The organism is Streptomyces alfalfae (assembly GCF_004127445.1).
Taxonomy (GTDB): Bacteria; Actinomycetota; Actinomycetes; order Streptomycetales; family Streptomycetaceae; genus Streptomyces; species Streptomyces alfalfae.
In genome coordinates this window covers 230,753-249,787 of record NZ_QEXM01000057.1, presented here as the reverse complement: position 1 = coordinate 249,787, position 19,035 = coordinate 230,753, and the positions used below count along the sequence as shown (strand labels likewise).

General features: G+C 75.6%; 1 protein-coding gene. It reads right to left on the bottom strand.

The annotated features are described in order from the left end of the window. Positions 1-5: 5 nt before the first annotated feature. The gene (locus tag DCW30_RS35755) at positions 6-18,701 is read right to left on the bottom strand and encodes a non-ribosomal peptide synthetase (protein ID WP_076688146.1); all 18,696 of its coding nucleotides are present in this window, start codon (positions 18,699-18,701) and stop codon (positions 6-8) included. Between the last annotated feature and the right edge of the window lie 334 nt (positions 18,702-19,035).

The window sequence follows — 19,035 nt, the reverse complement described above, 5'->3', positions numbered from 1 at the left end:
GTTCCTCACCGTTCGTGGTCGTGGTCGGGGCCGCCGGACGCGGCGTCTTCGGGGTACGCGGTCTGTTCGAGTTCGCTCAGGATCTGTTCCTCCACCAGCTCCGCCAGGGCGGCGACGGTGCGGGAGACCAGGACGTCACGGGGGGTGAGCGTGACGGCGAACGCGTCGTTGGCGCGGGAGGCGATGAGCAGGGCGCGCAGCGAGTCGCCGCCGAGCAGGAAGTAGTCGTCCTCGGCGCCCACGGCCGTCTGGAGGGTCTCCTCCCAGATGGCCGCCACCGCCTCCTCGGTGGGGGTGCGGGGTGCCACGTGCCCGGCCCGCTCCCCCTCCTGCTCGTCTGCCGGCGCCGGGGCGGGCAGGGCGGCCCGGTCGGTCTTGCCGTTCTCGGTGAGCGGGAAGCGGTCCAGGACCACGAACGCGGACGGCACCATGTACCCCGGCAGCGAGCGGGCGGCCAGGTCCCGCAGTTCCGCCGGGGCGGGCGGCTGCGCGTCGGGGGCCGTGAGCAGGTGGGCGACCAGGCGCGGCAGTCCCGGTTCGTCCTCGCGTACGGTCACCACGGCGTCCAGCACCCCCGGGTGGCGGACCAGGGTCGTCTCGACCTCGCCCGCCTCGATGCGGTGGCCGCGCAGCTTGAGCTGGTGGTCCGTACGGCCCAGGTAGTGCAGTTCGCCGGCGCTGTCGCGGCGCACCAGGTCGCCCGTGCGGTACATGCGGGTGCCGGGCGGCCCGAACGGATCGGCGGTGAAGCGGGACGCCGTCAGGCCGGGCCTGCCGAGGTAACCGCGCGCCAGTGCCGGTCCGCTGAGCCACAGTTCGCCGATGACGCCGTCGGGGACCGGCCGCAGCCGGGCGTCGAGGACGTAGGCGCCGGTGGCGGGCAGCGGGCGGCCGATGGGCGGTGCGCCGCCGTCCGCCGTGAGCGGCGCGGACCAGGTGGCGACGACGGTGGCCTCGGTGGGTCCGTAGGAGTTGACCATGCGGTGGTGCGGCGCCCAGCGGGCGACGAGTTCGGGACCGCACGCGTCGGCGCCGACGATCAGCGTCTTCAGGTCCGGCAGCGTGCCGGGGGTCTCGGGCGGCAGTGTGGCGAGCGCGGCGGGCGGGAGCAGGGTGTGCGTGATGCGCCCGGCCCGCAGGGTGTCGGCGAGTCCTGCGCCGAGCAACGGTCCCGGCGGGGGCACGACGAGCCGGGCGCCGTGCGGCAGGGACGCGCACAGCTCCAGGACGCTGGCGTCGAAGCTGGGCGTGGCGAAGGCGAGGACCCGGTCCCCCGGGGCGATCCGGTAGTGGGCCGCCTCGGCGGCGCCGAACGCGGCGAGCCCGCGGTGGGTGACGACGACACCCTTGGGCGTGCCGGTGGAACCGGAGGTGTAGATGACGTACGCCGGGTCGTCGAGGTCGAGCGGGCGCGTCCGGTCGGCGTCGGTGGGCCGGTGTCCGGGGACGCCGTCCGGCGCGGCGGCGAGCAGCTCGGCGACCTCCTGGGCGTCGAGGGTGAGGGCGGGGGCGGCGTCGCCCAGCATCAGCGCGATCCGCTCCTTCGGATAGGCCGGGTCGACGGGCAGGAAGGCGGCGCCGGCTTTCGTCACCGCCAGTTGGGCGAGCACCATCTCCGTCGAGCGGGGAAGGAGCAGCGCGACGAGGCCGCCGGGCCCGGCGCCCCGGGCGATGAGCCGGTGCGCCAGGCGGTTGGCCCGGTCCTCCGCCTCCGCGAAGCTCATCGCCGTCCCGCCCACGCCGCCCGTGCCGAGCGCTTCGAGCGCGGGTGCGTCCGGCCACCGGTCGGCGGCGGCCTCGACGAGGGCGGGCAGGGTGGCGGCGGGCGTCGGCCCGGTCGCGGGGCGGGACGGGCCGTGCAGCAGCTTCTCGCGCCGCGCCGGCGGCAGGACGTCGATGTCGTCCAGGCGGGCGGCGCCGTCCGAGGCGGCCAGGGCGTCCATGGTGTGCAGCAGTTGCCCGGCCATCGATTCGGCGCTGGGCTCGTCGAAGTGCCGCGGGTCGTAACCGAGTTCGACGGTCAGCCGCTCGCCGGGCGAGACGACGACGGTGAGCGGGTAGTTGGTGGCCTCCCGGGCGTCGAGGTCCCGCAGGGCGAGCCCTTGCGCCCCCGCGGTCGCGTCGCCGACGGGGTAGTTCTCGAAGACCACCAGGCTGTCGAAGAGGGCGGTGCCCGAGGGCAGTTCACCGAGGGCGTGCAGGGCGGTCAGGGGCAGGTGGTCGTGGCGTCGGTCCTCGGCGCGGGCCTCCTGGAAGGCGCGCAGCCAGGCGCCGCAGCCGGCGGCGCCGTCGACCTCGGCGCGGGCGGGCAGGGTCGTGATGAACAGGCCGGTGATGGTGTCGGCGCCGGGCAGATCGGCGGGGCGTCCGGAGACGGTGGTGCCGAAGCAGACCTCCTGCTCCCCGCTCCACCGTGCCAGCAGCAGCGCCCAGGCGCCCTGCACCAGCGTGTTGAGGGTGAGGCGGTGCCGGCGGGCGAACTCCTGGAGGCGGCCGGTCCTTCGGGCGTCGAGCCGCTGGGACAGCCAGGTGCCGGAGCGGGCCGTGGCGTCCGGGGCGGGCCGCCGGTCGTACGGCAGCGGGGTCGGGCCGCGCAGGCCCGCCAGGGCGGTGCGCCAGTGTTCCTCCGCCTGCTGGGTGTCGTGGGCGGCGAGCCAGGCGGCATAGTCGGCGAACGGCCTGCGTTCGGGCAGGTGGGGCCGGTCGCCGCGGGTGAGGGCGGCGTGCGCGGCCGTGACGTCGGACAGGACGTGGAAGACGCTCCAGCCGTCCAGCAGGACGTGGTGGAAGGTCCACACCACACGGACCGCGTCGGGGCCGAGCCTGACCAGGGCGAGCCGCGTCAGCGGCGCGCTGTCCAGGGCGATGCCCCGGGCCCGCTCGTCGGCGAGCAGCCGCTCCAGCTCCGCGTCGTGCCGGTCGGCCGGGACCGCGCTCCAGTCGCACTCGGTGACCGGCAGCGCGGCGTTCTTGTGGACCACTTGGAGCGGTACGGGTACGCCGCTCAGCGCGATGGAGGTGCGCAGTACGGGGGTGCGGTCGACGACGTGCTGCCAGGCGGCGGCCAGGGTCCGCGGATCGGGGGCGCCGTCCGCGACGAAGGTGATCTGCTCGACGTACAGGCCGTGTTCCGCCTCGTCGAGACCGTGCATCACCATGCCCGTCTGGGTGGGCGTGAGCGGGTAGACGTCCGTGACGCCCCTTCCGTCGCCGACGAGCCGGTCGACGCCCGCCTGGTCCAGCGGGGCGAGCGGGAAGTCGGCGGGGGTGCGGCCGCCCGCGCCGGGTCCGGCGCAGTGCCGGAGGATGGCGCGCAGTTCGCCGGTCAGCTCGTCCGCGAGCCGGGCGACGGTCTCCCGGTGGTGCACCTCGCGGGAGTACGACCAGGTGAACTCCAGCCGGTCGTCGCTCACCTGACCGAGGACGTCGAGGAGGTGGGGGCGTCGCGCCGAGCGGTCCATGCCGCCGGTCAGACCCCCGTAGGGCGTGCGCAGCAGGCCGCCCCGCGGGCCGGTGCGGTCCTGTCGGCCCAGGTAGTTGAAGCAGACCTGCGGCAGGGCGGGCAGCTCGCGGCCCGCGCCGGGGTGCAGGAAGCGCAGCGCGCCGTAGCCGAGTCCGCCCCGCGGCACGGCCCGGAGGTTCTCCTTGACGGCCTTGAGCACGGTGGCGGTGTCCGCTTCCCTGGGCACGTCCAGGGCGACGGGGTACAGGGCGGTGAACCAGCCGGCGGTCCGGGCGAGGTCGGTGTCCTCGAACAGTTCCTCGCGGCCGTGTCCTTCCAGGGTCACCGCCACCCGGTCCTGTCCGGTCCAGCGGGCCAGGACCCGGCCGAGGGCGCACAGCAGGACGTCGTTGACGCGGGTGCGGTACACGTCCGGCACGTCCTGGAGCAGCCTGCGGGTCTCGTCGGCGTCGAGCCCCGCCGTCAGGCTCTCCTCGTCGGCGACGCCGTTCGCGCCGTCAGGGTGGTCGGCGGGCAGCGCGGCGGTGCCGTCGATGCCGCGCCAGTGGGCGAGTTCGCCGTCGAAACCGCCCGCTTCGGTGTGCTCGGCGAGCCGGCGGGCCCACGTGCGGAACGACGTGCTCTTCGGGGCGAGAGCGGGCCGTCCGCCGTCCCGCAGCGCGGTGTAGGCGGCGTCCAGGTCCTCCAGGACCACACGCCACGACACCGCGTCCACGACCAGATGGTGGGCGGCGAGCAGCAGTACCGGCCGTCCGCCATCGCCGGGACGGCACAGCGCGGCCCGCAGCAGCGGTCCGCCGGCCAGGTCGAAGCCGGCGCCCAGGGCGGCGGCCACCTCGTCGGGGGCCGTCCGGTCGTGCACCTCCAGGTGGACGTCCTGTCCGCCGGGCGGGGTTCCGTGCTGACGCCACCGTCCGTCGCCGAGCGGTTCGAAGCGCATCCGCAGCGCGTCGTGGTGTTCCAGTACGGCGGCCAGGGCGGCGCGCAGCAGCGTCTCGTCCGGGTCGGCGGCCAGTTCGTGGGCGACCGTCTGGCTGAAGTGGGCGGGGTCGCCCGTGAGGGTGTCGAGGAGCCAGTGCTGTACGGGGGTGAGCGGGGCGTCACCGGTCACCGGGCCCTGCTCGGCGGCGGCCGTGGCGGTGTCGGTCACCCGCTCGGCCACGGCGGCGAGTTCGGCGAGCGTCTGGTGGGTGAACAGGTGCCGGGGCGTCAGGGCGAGGCCGGCGCGGCGGGCGGCGGAGACGATCTGGATGCCGAGCACGGAGTCGCCGCCGACCGTGAAGTAGTTGTCGTCAGCGCTGATCTCGGGGACGCCGAGCACCTCGCACCAGATGGCGGCGAGGGTCTGCTCGGCCTCGGTGCGCGGCGGCCGGCCGGCCGCGCCCGCGGTCGGCGCCCACTCGGGCACGGGCAGCGCCCGGCGGTCGAGCTTGCCGGTGGCCCCGAGCGGCAGCCGCTCCAGCGGGACGACGAGGGCCGGCAGCAGGTGGTCCGGAAGGCTCCGGGCGAGGAAAGCGCGGAGTTCTCCGGTGTCGGGCGGGGTGACCGGGTGCTGCTCCGTGCGGGCGGCGGGCGCCGGGTGGCTGCGCGGGGCGTCGGGGCGCGTGTCCTCGGCGCCGGGCAGGGCTTTCGCGCGGGGCACCACGTACCCGATCAGGCGGCGGTGCCCCTCGTGTTCGACGACGCGGGCCGCCGCCTCGGCCACCGCGGGGTGGCGGGCCAGGGCCGCTTCCACCTCGCCGAGTTCGATGCGGAAGCCCCGTACCTTCACCTGGTCGTCGCCGCGGCCGAGGTAGACGAGGTCGCCGTCGGCCGTCCAGCGGACCAGGTCGCCGGTGCGGTACATGCGGCTGCCCGGCGGGCCGAACGGGTCGGGCAGGAAGCGGGCGGCGGTCAGGCCGGGGCGGCGCAGATAGCCGCGGGCGACACCGGTCCCCGCGAGGAACAGTTCGCCGGGCGCGCCCGCGGGCACCGGGCGCATCCGCTCGTCCAGGACGTAGGCGCGGGCGCCGCCGAGCGGCCGGCCGATCGGCGGGTCGCGGTCGGGGTCGGCGGGGTCGCAGGTGAACGCGGTGGCGTAGACGGTGGCCTCGGTGGGGCCGTAGATGTTGCGCACCTGGCCGCCGGCCACGGCCGCGCGGACCCGGCCGACGGTCCGGGCGGGCAGCCCCTCCCCCGCGAGGACGACGGTGTCCGCGGTGACGTGGACGGCGTCCTCGGCGAGCAGCCGGTCGAGGGCCGAGGGCACCGCGCTGAGCAGTCCGGCCCGCCAGGGTGCGGGACGTTCGGCGAGGGCCAGCAGGTCGCGGACGATCTCCACGCAGCCGCCGGCCAGGAGCGGCGCGAAGATCTCGAACACCGACACGTCGAAGTTGAGCGAGGTGGACGCCACCGCGTGTTCGAGGCCGCGCCCGGTGAACTCGGTCTCCGCCCAGTCGGTCAGGGCGCGCACGGACGCGTGGCTGACGACCACTCCCTTGGGGCGGCCGGTCGAGCCGGAGGTGTGGATGACGTAGGCCGGGTGTGCGGGCAGCAGAGCGGTGTGGCGCTCGGCGTCGCCGACGGGGGCGTCCGAGAGGCCGGTGGCGGGCTCCTCGTCGAGCAGGATGCGGGCCCACGGCCCCTCGGGCAGGCGGCCCGCGGTCTCGGCGGCCGTGATCACGGCGTCCGGTCGTACGTCCTCGAAGAGGAACGCGACGCGTTCGGCGGGGTACTGCGGGTCGACCGGCAGGTAGGCCGCGCCGCTCTTCAGGACCGCGAGGAGCGCGACGACCAGGTCGGCGGTGCGGGGCAGGCACAGGGCGACGAAGCGCTCGGGTCCGGCGCCCGCGGCGATGAGCAGCCGGGCCAGCCTGTTGGAGCGGGCGTCGAGTTCGCGGTAGCTGAGGCAGGTGTCGGCGTGGCGGACGGCCGGGGCGCCGGGAGTGCGCTCGGCCCGGCGCCGGAACGCCGCGGGCAGGGTGTCGTGCGGTGCCTCGGCGACCTGTCCGCCGAACCGGGCCACCAGGTCGCGTCCCTCGGCCGGGGCGAGGAGGGGCAGGTCGGTGAGGCGGCACTCCGGCGCCTGGGCCATCCCGGTCAGCAGGGCGCGCAGGCTCGCGCCGAGCCCCTCCACCGTGGCGGCGTCGAAGGCGGCCGGGTCGTAGTCGAGGTTGACGGCCAGGGCCTCGCCGGGCGCGACGACCACGCTGAGCGGGTAGTTCGTCGGTTCCAGGTCCCGCTCCTGCTCCATGGCGAGACCGTGCCGGGCCATGGCCCCTTCGTCGAAGGGATAGTTCTCGAACACCACGATGGAGTCGAACAGGCCGGTGCCGCCGGGCACGTCGCTCCACGACTGCACCTGCGCCAGCGAGACGAAGTCGTGGCGCCGGGCCTCCACTTGGGCGTCCTGGAGTTCGCGCAGCCAGCCCGCCAGCGCGCGCCGTCCGTCGACGCGGACGCGGGTGGGCAGGGTGTTGATGAACAGGCCGACCATCGAGGTGACGCCGGGCATGTCGGCGGGCCGCCCGGAGACGGTCGTGCCGAACACCACGTCACCGCCGCCGCCGTAACGGGAAAGGAGCAGGGCCCAGGCGCCCTGGACGACCGTGTTGAGGGTCAGTCCGGCTCGTTGCGCCATCTCCCGCAGCTGGGCCGAGACGTCCGTGCCGAGGGCCATCCGCACGGACCCGGAGGAGGAGGCCCTGTGGGCCTCGGCGGGCCGCCGGTCGCGGGGCAGCTCGGTGGGAGCCTGGAAACCCGCGAGGGTGGCGCGCCAGTACCGCTCGGCGCCCTCGGTGTCCTGCTCGGCCAGCCGGCGCAGGTAGTCGGCGAAGGGCCGCCGCTCGGGCAGCCGCGCGCGGCGCCCCGCCGTCAGGGCGGCGTACCGCTCACACACCTCTTCGAAGACCTGGGCCGCGCTCCAGCCGTCGAGCAGGACGTGGTGGAAGGTCCACACCACGCGGACCCGGTCCGCCGTGAGCCGGATCAGGGTCAGGCGCATCAGGGGTGCGTCGCCGAGGTCGACCCCGGCTTCGCGGTCCTCGGCGAGCAGGCGGTCCAGCTCGCGTGCGCCGCGCTCGGCGGGCCATCCTGTCCAGTCGTGGTGGGTGACGGGCACGGTGGCCCGGTGCCGGACCACCTGGAGTGGCTCCGCGGCCTCCTGCCACACCAGGTGGGTGCGGAGCACGGGGTTGGCGTCGGCGGTGTGCTGCCACGCCTCGGCGAGCGCGTGCGGATCGGTGACCCCGGAGAGCACGAACTGCACCTGGTTGACGTACGTGCCGCTGTCGGCGTCGAGCAGGCTGTGGAAGAGCATGCCCGCCTGCATCGGCGTCAGCGGGTAGATGTCCGCGACGTCCCGGCCGTCCCCGACGATGCGGTCCACGGCGGCCTGGTCGAGACGGGCCAGCGGGAAGTCCGACGGGGTACGTCCGCCCGCGTCCGGCAGGGCGCAGTGCGCGACGATGTCGCCGAGCGCCCGCAGCATGGCATCGGCAAGCGAGGTGACGGTCTCCTCGCGGTGCCTTCCCGCGCTGTAGTACCAGGTGATCTCCAGGCGGTCGTCCTCGACCCGGGCCACGACGTCGAGGAGGTGCGGCCGTTCGGTGTCCGGGGCCTCGGCGCCGCCCAGGCCGCCGGGCACGGCCGCGACGAGGGCGCCTTCGTCGGCCGACCAGTCGAAGCGGCCCAGGTAGTTGAAGCTGATGCCGGGCCCGGGCGCGCCGGTGAGCTCGTCGTCGCGTACGAGGTGGCGCAGCACGCCGTAGCCGATGCCGCGGTCGGGTACGGCCCGCAGCTGCTCCTTGACCGATTTCAGCGCGGTGCCCCAGGGACCCGCGGGGACGGAGAGCGCGAGGGGGAAGAGCGAGGTGAACCAGCCGACCGTGCGGGAGAGGTCGACGTCCTCGAACAGCTGGTCCTCGCGGCCGTGCCCCTCCAGGCCGACGGCGACGGTGTCGCGTCCGGTCCATTCGCCGAGGACGCGGCCGAGCGCGGTGAGCAGCACGTCGTCGACACGGGTGCGGTAGACGCCGGGGACGTGGCGCAGGAGACCGTCGGTGCGTTCGCGGTCGAGGCGGACGGTGACCTCGCGGACGTCGGCCGTGGTGTTGCCGCCGCCGAGGTCCACGGGCAGCTGGTCGGCGCAGGCCAGGGCCGTGTGCTGCCAGTGGCCGAGTTGCGCGGTGAAGCGGTCGTCTTCGCGGAGCCGGCCGGCCCACTCCCGTACGGAGGTGGTGCGGGCGGGCAGCCGCACGGGTGCGCCGGAAGCGGCCTGCCGGTAGGCGGTCTCCACGTCCTCGGTGAGGATCCGCCAGGAGACACCGTCGACCACCAGGTGGTGGGCGACGAGCAGGAGGCGGGCGGGTCGGATGCCGCCGGCGGTGAACAACCGGGCGGTGAACAGTGGGCCCGTCTCCAGGCACAGTCCGGTGTGCGCCGCGGTGGTGGCGCGTTCCTCGTCGGCCGGGTCGTGCACCTGGAGCAGCTCGGGCGCCGGACCGTCGGCAGGGGCGATGTCCTGCCGCCAGGCGCCTTCGCCGTCGAGGCTGAACCGGGCGCGCAGGGCGTCGTGGTGCGTCCACAGGGCGCTGAGGGCGGTGCGCAGGGCGTCCTGGTCGACGGCTCCGGGTGTCTCGATGACGACGGACTGGTTGAAGAAGGCGGGGTGCGCGGGCCGCGGGTCGAGGAACCAGTGCTGGATGGGGAGGAGTTCGGCCGCCCCGGTGACGGGTGAGGTGCCGGCGACGGCGCGCGCGGCACCGGCGGTGGCGGCGGCCAGTTCACCCACCGTGGGGTGGCGGAAGAGGTCGCGGGGGCTGATCGCGAGCCCCGCGGCGCGGGCCCTGGAGACCACCTGGATGCTGAGGATGGAGTCGCCGCCCAGCATGAAGAAGTTGTCGTCCACACCGACCCGTGTCACGCCGAGCAGTTCGGCCCAGATCCCGGCGAGGACGCGTTCGGCCTCGGTGCGCGGGGCGCGGTGGGCCCGTTCGCCGCCCGCCGCCCAGTCGGGTGCGGGCAGCCGCCGCCGGTCGACCTTGCCGTTGGCCGTCAGGGGCAGTTCGGGCACGGTGACGAACGCGGCGGGCAGCATGTAGTCGGGCAGGTCGGCCGCCAGGTGGGCGCGCAGCGCCGCGGCGGAGGGCGGTTCGGCCACGCCGGCCGGCACGAGGTGGGCGGCGAGCCGCTTGCGTCCGCCGTCCTCGTACAGGGAGACGACGGCCTCGGCGACGGCCGGGTGGGCGGTGAGGCGGGCCTCGATCTCGGCGGGTTCGACGCGGAAGCCGCGGATCTTGATCTGGTCGTCCGCGCGGCCGACGAAGCGCAGTTCGCCGTCGGCGCTCCAGCTCACGATGTCGCCGGTGCGGTACATACGGGTACCGGGCGGCCCGTAGGGGTCGGCGAGGTAGCGGGCGGCGGTCGCCCCCGGCCGTCCCACGTAGCCCCGGGCCAGGCCGGCGCCGGCGATGTACAGCTCACCGGGGATGCCCGGGGGCTGCGGCTGGAGGGCGCTGTCCAGGACGTACGCGCGGGTGTTGTCGAGCGGACGCCCGATGGGCAGCACCGCGGGCAGCGGGTCGCCGGAACGGAAGGCGCGGCGGGTGACGAAGGTGGTGGTCTCGGTGGGTCCGTAACCGTCGACGACGGTCAGGCCGGGGCAGGCGTCGAGGACGCGGCCCACCACCGCGCCGGGCACGGCCTCGCCGCCCGTCCACACCTCGCGGGCACCGCGCAGGCAGCCGGGGTCCTCCTGGGCGAGCAGGCGGAACAGGCCCGCGGTCAGCCACAAGCAGCTCACCCGGCGTGCCGTGACGAGGTGCCGGACCTGGGCGGCGTCCAGTTCGTCGGGCGGGGCGAGGACGGCCGTGCCGCCGCGCAGCAGCGGCACCCAGACCTCGTAGGTGGCGGCGTCGAAGGCGTGCGGCGAGTGCACGAGGACCCGGTCGTGTCCGGTGAAGGCACGGTCGAGGGCGAGCGCGGCGACGTCCCGCTGGCGTACGGCGACGCCCTTGGGCGTGCCGGTGGAGCCCGAGGTGAACATCAGGTACTGGACGTTGTCGGGGTGCAGGGCGCGGTCGGGCGCGGGGCCGGTGGGCTCGCAGGCGGTGTCGGCGCGCAGGACGCGGTCGTCGGGCAGCACCTCGCGGGCCGTCGTCTCCCGGGCGGCGTCGGTGAGCAGCAGGTCCGCCCCGGCCTCGGCCAGGGTCCGGCGCAGCCGCTCGGCCGGGGCCCTGCCGTCCAGCGGCACGTACACGCCGCCGGTGCGCACCAGCGCGAGCTGGGTGACGATCAGTGCGACGGAGCGGTCCATGAGGACGCCGACCGGGTGTTCCGGACGTATGCCCGCCCCGGCCAGGCGTGCGGCCAGAGCGGCGGCGCGGGCGTCCAGTTCACGGTAGGTGAGGTGGTCGTCCCCCGCTTCCAGGGCCACGGCGTCGGGGGTGCGGCGCACCTGGGCGGCGAAGAGGTCGGCGACGGTGCTCTCGGGCAGGTCGGTGGCGGTGTCGTTCCAGGCGTGCAGGACCTGTTCGCGCCGCTCGGGGCCGAGCAGCGGCAGCCGGGCGGGCGGGCGCGACGGGCCCGCGGTCATGGCGGTGAGCAGGACGACGAGGTACTCGGCCATGCGTCCGGCCGTGCCGGCGTCGAACAGCTCGGGGTCGTAGCCGAGGCGGAGGGCCAGTTCCTCGCCCGGGTAGGCGGTCAGGCTCAGTGGGTAGTTGGTGGTCTCGACGCCTTCGAGGCCGCTCAGGCGCAGTCCGTGGGCGGCGGCGAGGTCGTCGTCCACGGGATAGTTCTCGAAGACGACGATGCTGTCGAAGAGCCCGACGCGCTCGGGCAGGCCGGTGAACGTCTTCATCCGGGTGAGCGGCAGGTGGTCGAAGCGCCGGTCCTCGCTCTGGTCGTGCTGGAGCGCGCGCAGCCAGTCGAGGAGGGTGCCGTGGCCGGGGACGGTGACCCGGGTGGGCAGGGTGGTGATGAACAGGCCGGTCATGGCCCCGGCGCCGGGCAGTTCGTCGGGACGGCCGGAGACGGTGGTGCCGAACACCACCTCGTCGCGGCCCGCCTGCCGGGCGAGCAGCAGCGCCCAGGCGCCCTGCACCAGGGTGTTCAGGGTGAGGCCCGAGGCGCGGGCCAGCTCTTCCAGCTTCCGCGTGCCGGCCGCGGGCAGCGTGCCGTGGACCGCGTGCGTGGACTCGGCGCGGTGCGCCTCGCGCGGCTCACGGTCGTAGGGCAGCGGCGTGGCCTCGCCCAGGCCGGAGAGACGACGCCGCCAGTGCTGTTCCGCCGCCTCCCGTTCGCGCCGCCCCAGCCAGGACACGTACTCGCGGTAGGGCGGACGGTGCGGGAGGGCGGCGCCGGGGCCCGCGTGACGGGCGAAGACGTCCGAGAGCACCTGGAACATGCTCCAGCCGTCGAGCAGCAGGTGGTGGAAGGACCACACCACGCGTACGGCGGTGGCGGAGACACGGGCGAGCAGGAGGCGCTGGAGCGGGGCCCGCCCGAGGTCGATGCCCTCCGCGCGGTCCCGGACCAGCAGGTCGTCGAGGCGGGCGCGGCGCTCGTCCTCCGTCAGCTCGCGCCAGTCCAGGTGGGTGACGGGCACGGCCGCGTGGCGCTCGACGACCAGCAGCGGTTCGGGCACGTCCTGCCAGACGACCCGGCCGCGCAGCACCTCGGTGCGGTCGGTGACGTGCTGCCAGGCCGCGGCGAGCGCCGCCGGATCGGGCACGCCGTCCAGGACGAACGTCAGCTGCTGGACGTAGACGCCGCGGTCGTCCTGCGACAAGCCGTGGAAGAGCATGCCCGCCTGGGTGGGCGTCAGCGGCAGGACGTCGGCCACGGCCGCCGGGTCCGCGCCGGTGATCCGGTCCACGGCGGTCTGGTCGAGCCGGGCCAGCGGGAAGTCGGACGGGGTGCGCCCCGCGGCGCCCGGCCGGGTCGCGTGCCGGGCCAGGTCGGTGAGCGCGTCGGTGAAGCGTCCCGCGAGGTCCGCGACGGTGTCCTCACGGTCCTGCGGGCCGGCGTGGAACCAGGTGAACTCCAGCTCGTCGCCGACGAGTCGGCCGACGACCTCAAGGGCGTGCGGGCGCTCCGTCGCCGGGTCGGCGTCCAGTTCCAGCGGGCGTACCGTGCCCCGGTAGAGACCGCCGGAGTCCTCGGGCGTGTCCATGCGGCCCAGGTAGTTGAAGCTGATCCGCGCGCCCGCGGTGCGCGGGGCCGCCCCGTCACCGGCGAGGCGCAGCAGCGCGTCATGGCCGATGCCGTTGCGGGGCACGGCGCGCAACTGCTCCTTCACCTGTTTCAGTACGGTGTCCCAGTCGGCGTCCCGGGGAACGGCGAGCGCGACGGGGTAGCGGGTGGTGAACCAGCCCACCGTGCGGCTGATGTCCAGCTCGCCGAAGAGCTCTTCGCGGCCGTGCCCCTCGACGTCGACCACCACCCGCTCCCGGCCGCTCCAGCCGCACAGCGCGCGGCCGAGCGCGCCGAGCAGGACGTCGTTGGCCTGGGTGCGGTAGGTGTCGGGCAGCGTGCGCAGCAGGGCCGATGTGGCCTCGGCGCCGAGGCGCACGGTGAGCGCCCTCTGTTCGGCGTAGGCGCCGGGGCGGCCCGTCAGCTCGGCGGGCAGGGCGTCCTCGGCGGCGGGGAGCGCCTCGGTCCAGTAGGCGCGCTCGTCGTCGAAGCCGCCGTCCGCCGCGTGGCCGCGCAGTCTGCGGGCCCACTGCCGCAGCGGCGAGGACTTCGCGGGCAGCGCCGCGGTGCCGTCCTCGCCCGCGCGGCGGGCCCGGTAGGCGCGGTCCAGGTCTTCGAGCAGCAGCCGCCAGGAGACTCCGTCGACCACCAGGTGGTGCACCGCGAGGTGCAGTACGGGGGCCTCGTCGGTCCCGGTGTCGTGCAACACGGCCCTCAGCAGCGGCCCCCCTGCGAGGTCGAACGGGCCGAAGTGCGGGGTGTCCGTCGCCGGACCGGTGTGGCGGGCCAGGAGGAGGCGGGGTGCCCGTTCGTCGATGTGCCAGCCCGCGGGATCGCCGGCGGTGAAGCGGGAGCGCAAGGCGTCGTGGTGGGCGACCAGGTCGTTCAGCGCCTCCTCCAGCGCCGCCGGGTCCAGGTCGGCGGGCATCCGCAGGGACAGCGCCTGGGAGAAGTGGCCCGCACGGTCGCCTGCGGCTTCGAACAGCCAGTGCTGGATGGGGGTCAGGGGGGCCGGGCCCGCGGGCTCCTCCGGTGCGGGCGGGGCTTCGCGCGGGCCGGCCGCCGCGTCCGCGCAGTGGGCGAGGGCGGCCACGGTCTGGTGGCGGTAGAGGTCGCGGGAGGTGATCGGCAGGCCCTCCTGCCGGGCGCGGGCCACCACCTGGATGCTGAGGATCGAGTCGCCGCCGAGTTCGAAGAAGTTGTCGTCGACGCCGACGCGTTCCTCGCGCAGCACCTCGGCCCAGATCGTGGCGAGGGCGCCCTCGGTGGGCGTGCGGGGCGCGACATGGCGCACCGCGCGCACGGCGGGCCCCGGGCTGGGGAGCCGGCCCCGGTCGAGCTTGCCGTTGGGGTTGAGCGGCAGGGCGTCGAGGACGACGACGGTGGTGGGGACCATGTAGTCGGGCAGCGTGCGGCCGAGGTCGCGGCGCACCGCCTCGGGGTCGGTGGACCGCCCGGCGGCCGGGACGACGTAGCCGACCAGGCGCCGGTTGCCGTCGGCGTCGGCAGCGGCGACGGCCGCCGCCTCGGCCACGCCCGCGCACCCGCGCAGCGCCTCCTCCACCTCGCCCAGTTCGATGCGGAAGCCGCGCACCTTGACCTGCTGGTCGGTGCGGCCCAGGTATTCCAGGCCGCCGTCGGGACGCCGGCGCACCAGGTCGCCGGTGCGGTACATGCGCTCCCCCGGCACGCCGAACGGATCGGCGACGAACCGGGCGGCGGTCAGTCCGGGCCGTTTCAGGTAGCCGCGGGCCAGGCTGCCGCCCCCGAGGTACAGCTCACCGGGGACGCCGACGGGCTGTGGCCGCAGGGCGGTGTCCAGGACGTAGGCACGGGTGAGCGCCACCGGGTCGCCGATGGGCGGGGCCTGCTCCGGCAGCTCCTCGCCGGCGAACCAGGCGGTGGCGTACACGGTGGCCTCGGTGGGGCCGTAGACGTTGGCGACCCGGCAGTCGGGCATGGCGGCCCGCAGGTCCTGCACGGTCTGCGCGGGCAGGGCCTCGCCCGCGAGGACGACGGTGTCGGCGCTCAGGGGCGCCGTGCCGCCCGCGACGAGCCGGGCGACGACGGACGGGACGCCGCTGAGCAGGGTGGCGCTCCGCGGCCCCGCGCCGTCGGCGAGCGCCGGCAGGTCGTCGACCACCTCGACGGTGCCGCCGGCCGCCAGGGGGCAGATCAGTTCGAACACCGAGACGTCGAAGTTGAGGGAGGTGGAGGCGATCACATGGGCCAGGCCTTCGGGCCCGAACCGCTCCCCCGCCCACTCGGCGAGCGCCGCGGCGCTGCGGTGGGGGACGACCACCCCCTTGGGGCGGCCCGTGGAGCCCGAGGTGTAGATGACGTACGCGGGATGGTCGGGCAGCAGGGGCCGGAGCCGGTCGGCGTCGGTCAGCTCGGTGTCGGGGGCGTCCGGCGCGGCGCAGTCCTCCAGGAGCAGCGGTTCGCACTCCGGGGGCAGCGCTGAGGCGGTCTCCCGGGTGGCGAGGACGAGGGCGGGCCGGGCGTCGTCGAGTATGAAACGGACCCGCTCGGCGGGATAGGCCGGGTCGAGCGGGAGATACCCGGCGCCCGACGCCAGCACCGCCCACAGCACGGGCACGAGGTCGGCGGAGCGCGGCAGGCAGAGCGCGACCAGGGTCTCGGGTCCCGCGCCGCGCGCGACGAGCAGCCGGGCCAGCCGGGACGCGCGCCGGGAAACCTCGGCGTAGTCGAGCCGGACCGATCCGCAGACGACGGCCGTCCGGTCCGGGACGCGGGCCGCCCGGGCGTGCAGCAGCGCGGGCAGGGTGCCGTACTCGTTGTCGCGCACCGCGCGGGCGGGCGGATTCCAGGACTCCACCAGTGTGCGCTGCTCCCCGGCCGCGAGCATGGGCAGTTCGGCCAGTGTGCGGCCCGGTCCTTCCGCCATGCCGTCGAGGAGCCGATGCAGGTGGGCGGTCATCCGGGCCACGGTCGCCGCGTCGAACAGGTCCGTGTTGAACTCCGCGGTCAGCACGCAGCCGCCGTCCGCGTCCGGCGTGAACTCCAGGACGAGGTCGAAGCGGGCCGCGGGGCGGGGCAGCGGGTGCCCGGTGACGCGCAGGCCGCCGGTGAGCGGTGGCACGGAAGGCGCGGACTGCTGTACGACGAGCACCTGCACCAGCGGGGTGCGGCTCGGGTCGCGGGGCGGGGCCAGTTCCTCCACCACCCGGTCGAACGGCGCCCCGTCGTGGGCGAAGGCGTCGAGCAGCGTGGTCCGCATCGTCTCCACGAACCGGTCCACGGTGGCCCGCTCGTCCACCTCCTCGCGGAGCACCACCGTGTTGGCGAAGAACCCCGGCACGTCCTCCAGGTCCCGGCGGCCCCGTCCGTTGGTGACGGTGCCGAACGCGACGTCCCGCTGCCCGGAGTAGCGGGAGAACAGGAGCGCGGAGGCGCCGGCGAACAGGGTGAACATCGTGGTGCCGCGCCCCGCCGCCAGTTGCCGCAGCCGGGACGTCAGCTCCGCGGGCAGCATGTGCCGGTGGGCCGCTCCGGCGGTGGTGCGCACGGCGGGCCGCGGCCGGTCCGTGGGCAGCTCCAGGTGCGGGAGGTCCGCCAAGTGCCGCTTCCAGTAGGCCAGGTCGGCGGTGTCCGTGTCGCCTTCCCGTTGCCGGCGCTCCCAGACCGCGAAGTCCGGGTACTGCACGGCGGGCGGAGTCAGCCCGTCCGGTTCGCCGGTGGTCTCCGCGTGGTACAGGGCGGCGAGTTCACGGGTGAGGATGCCGACCGACCAGCCGTCGGTGACGATGTGGTGCTGGGCCAGGAGCAGCAGGTGGTCGTCGGCGGCGAGCCGGACGAGCAGCGCCCGGGTGAGTGGTCCGGCCGCGAGGTCGAACGGGCGGCCCAGTTCCTGGGTGAGCAGTTCCTCGGCGGCCTCGGCGCGGTGGGCCTCGGGCACGCCGGTGAGATCGGCGGCCCGCAGGGGCACGTCAGGGTCCGGTGCGACACGCTGGACGCCCTGGCCGTCGACCGTGGGGAACGTGGTGCGCAGGGAGTCGTGCCGGGCCGCGAGCCGGAGCAGGGAGCGGCGCAGCGCGTCCGTGTCCAGGGCGCCCCGCAGGCGCAGCGGGACACCGGTGTTGTACTCGGTGCCGCCCTCGGTCAGGTCGTCCAGGTACCACAGCCGCCGCTGCGCGCTGGACAGCGGCAGCCTTCCCTCGCGGGGGGCCGGGGGTATCGGCTCCGGGGGCGCGGCGGCCGACGGGGCGGCGAGCAGGGGCGCGAGGGCGGCGATCGTCCGGGCGGTGAAGACGTCCCGCACGGTGAGCCGGACGCCCAGGTCGTCCCGGACGCGGGCCAGCACACGGGCGGCGAGGATCGACTCACCGCCCAGGTCGAAGAAGTCGTCGGTGGCCCCGACCGCGTCCACGCCCAGGACGTCCGCCCAGATCCCGGCGAGGGCCCGCTCCTCGGCCGAGCGTGGCGGCACGTGCCCGGCCGCGGCCGACCGCTCGGGCGCGGGCAGGGCCCGCCGGTCGATCTTGTGCTGCGGGGTGAGCGGCATCCGGTCGAGCACCACGACGGCGGACGGCACCATGTGCCCGGGCAGCACGGCCGCGACGGCGGCCCGCAGGGCGGCCGCGTCGAGAGGCCGGGAGGTGGGCGCAGGAGTGGGGTCGGCGGGATCGGCCGAGCCGGTGGGCGGAGTCGGGGTGACCGCGGTGACGTAGGCGACGAGGCGCTGGTGGCCCGGCACGTCCTCGCGTACGACGGCGACGGCCTCGCCGACGGCACCGTCGCAGGCCCGGCGCAGCGCCGCCTCGATCTCTCCCGGCTCGATCCGGAAGCCGCGGATCTTCACCTGCCGGTCGAGCCGGCCAAGGAACTCCAGCTCTCCCCCGGCCGTCCACCGCACGCGGTCACCGGTGCGGTACAGACGCGCTCCGGGCGTGCCGAAGGGGTCGGCGACGAAGCGCGCCGCCGTGAGGCCGGGCCGGCCCAGGTAGCCGCGGGCGACCGCGTCACCGCCGACGAACAGTTCGCCGTCGACGCCCGGCGGCACGGGCCGCATCGCGGCGTCGAGGACGTGCACCCGGGTGTGCGGCAGGGCGCCGCCGATCGTCGGTGTACCCCTGCCCGCGCTGAGCGGCCCCGTCCAGGTGGCGACGATGGTGGTCTCGGTCGGACCGTAGGAGTTGATCATCCGGCGGCCGGGGGCCCAGCGGTCCACGAGCCCGGCCGGGCAGGCCTCCGCGCCCACGATCAGTGTGCGCAGGTGGCGGGCGGCGCCCCGCTCGGGGTCGGGCAGCGAGGCCAGCGCGGCGGGCGGGATGAGGGCGTGGGTGATGCGGTGTTCGTCCAGGACCGCGGCGAGTTCGTCCCCCAGCCACGGCCCGTGCGGCGGCACGACGAGCGTGGCGCCGGACAGGACGGAGATGAACAGCTCCAGGACGGAGGCGTCGAAGCTCGGCGAGGAGAACTGGAGCACCCGGTCGCCGGGCCCCACCGCGTACCGCTCCGCGGCGGCCTCGGTGAAGCCGCCGATGCCGCGGTGGGTCACCGTCACGCCCTTGGGCCGGCCGGTGGAGCCGGAGGTGTAGATGACGTAGGCCGCGTGGTCGGCGTCGACGCCGGGGACGTCCGTGTGTCCCGCTGCCGCTTCGGTCTCCAGCAGTTCGCGCACCTGGCGGGGATCGTCCAGGGTGAGGGCGGGCGCGGCGTCGGCGAGCATCAGCGCACGGCGCTCGGCGGGATAGGCCGGGTCCACGGGCAGGAAGGCGGCACCCGCCCGGGCGACGGCCAGCTCCGCCGCGATCAGCTCCATGGAGCGCGGCAGGACCAGGGCCACCACCCGGTCCGGTCCCGCTCCCCCGGCCGCCAGGTGCGCGGCCAACCTGTCGACACGGGCCGCCAGTTGGCGGTAGGTCCAGGTCCGTCGGCCGTCGGTGAGGGCCGGTGCGTCCGGGGTCCGGTTCACCCAGGCGGTGAACAGCTCGCCGAGCGTCGGATACGCCGGAGCCACCGCGCTCTCCCGCGCGTCGGCGGCGGGGCCGCCCTGCGGCAGGGAGGACGCCGGTGCGGGCTTGTCGTGCAGGTCCGTCATGGGTGAAGTCCTTCTGGAGAGCGGGGCGATGCGGCGCGGGCCACGCGGGCGGTCCCGGCCCCGCCCCGTGGGCGGTGCGCCGGACCGGACGTGACACACCGGACGTGCGCGGCGGTGCGGGTCGGTGACCTTGTTGCGGGCGTTGCGGGCCTTTCGAGCCTTGCGAGTCTGGACAGCCTGGTGATCCCTGCCAGGAGCGGACGGGTGCGGCGAGGTGGTGCGGTGGGCCGGTGCCCGTGGGCGGTCGGCGGGTCCATGGACCGGCCACCGCTGATCGGCGCACCGGCCCCGGCGGCGGGCCACCACCGGCTCCCGTCGACCGGACCACCCCAGC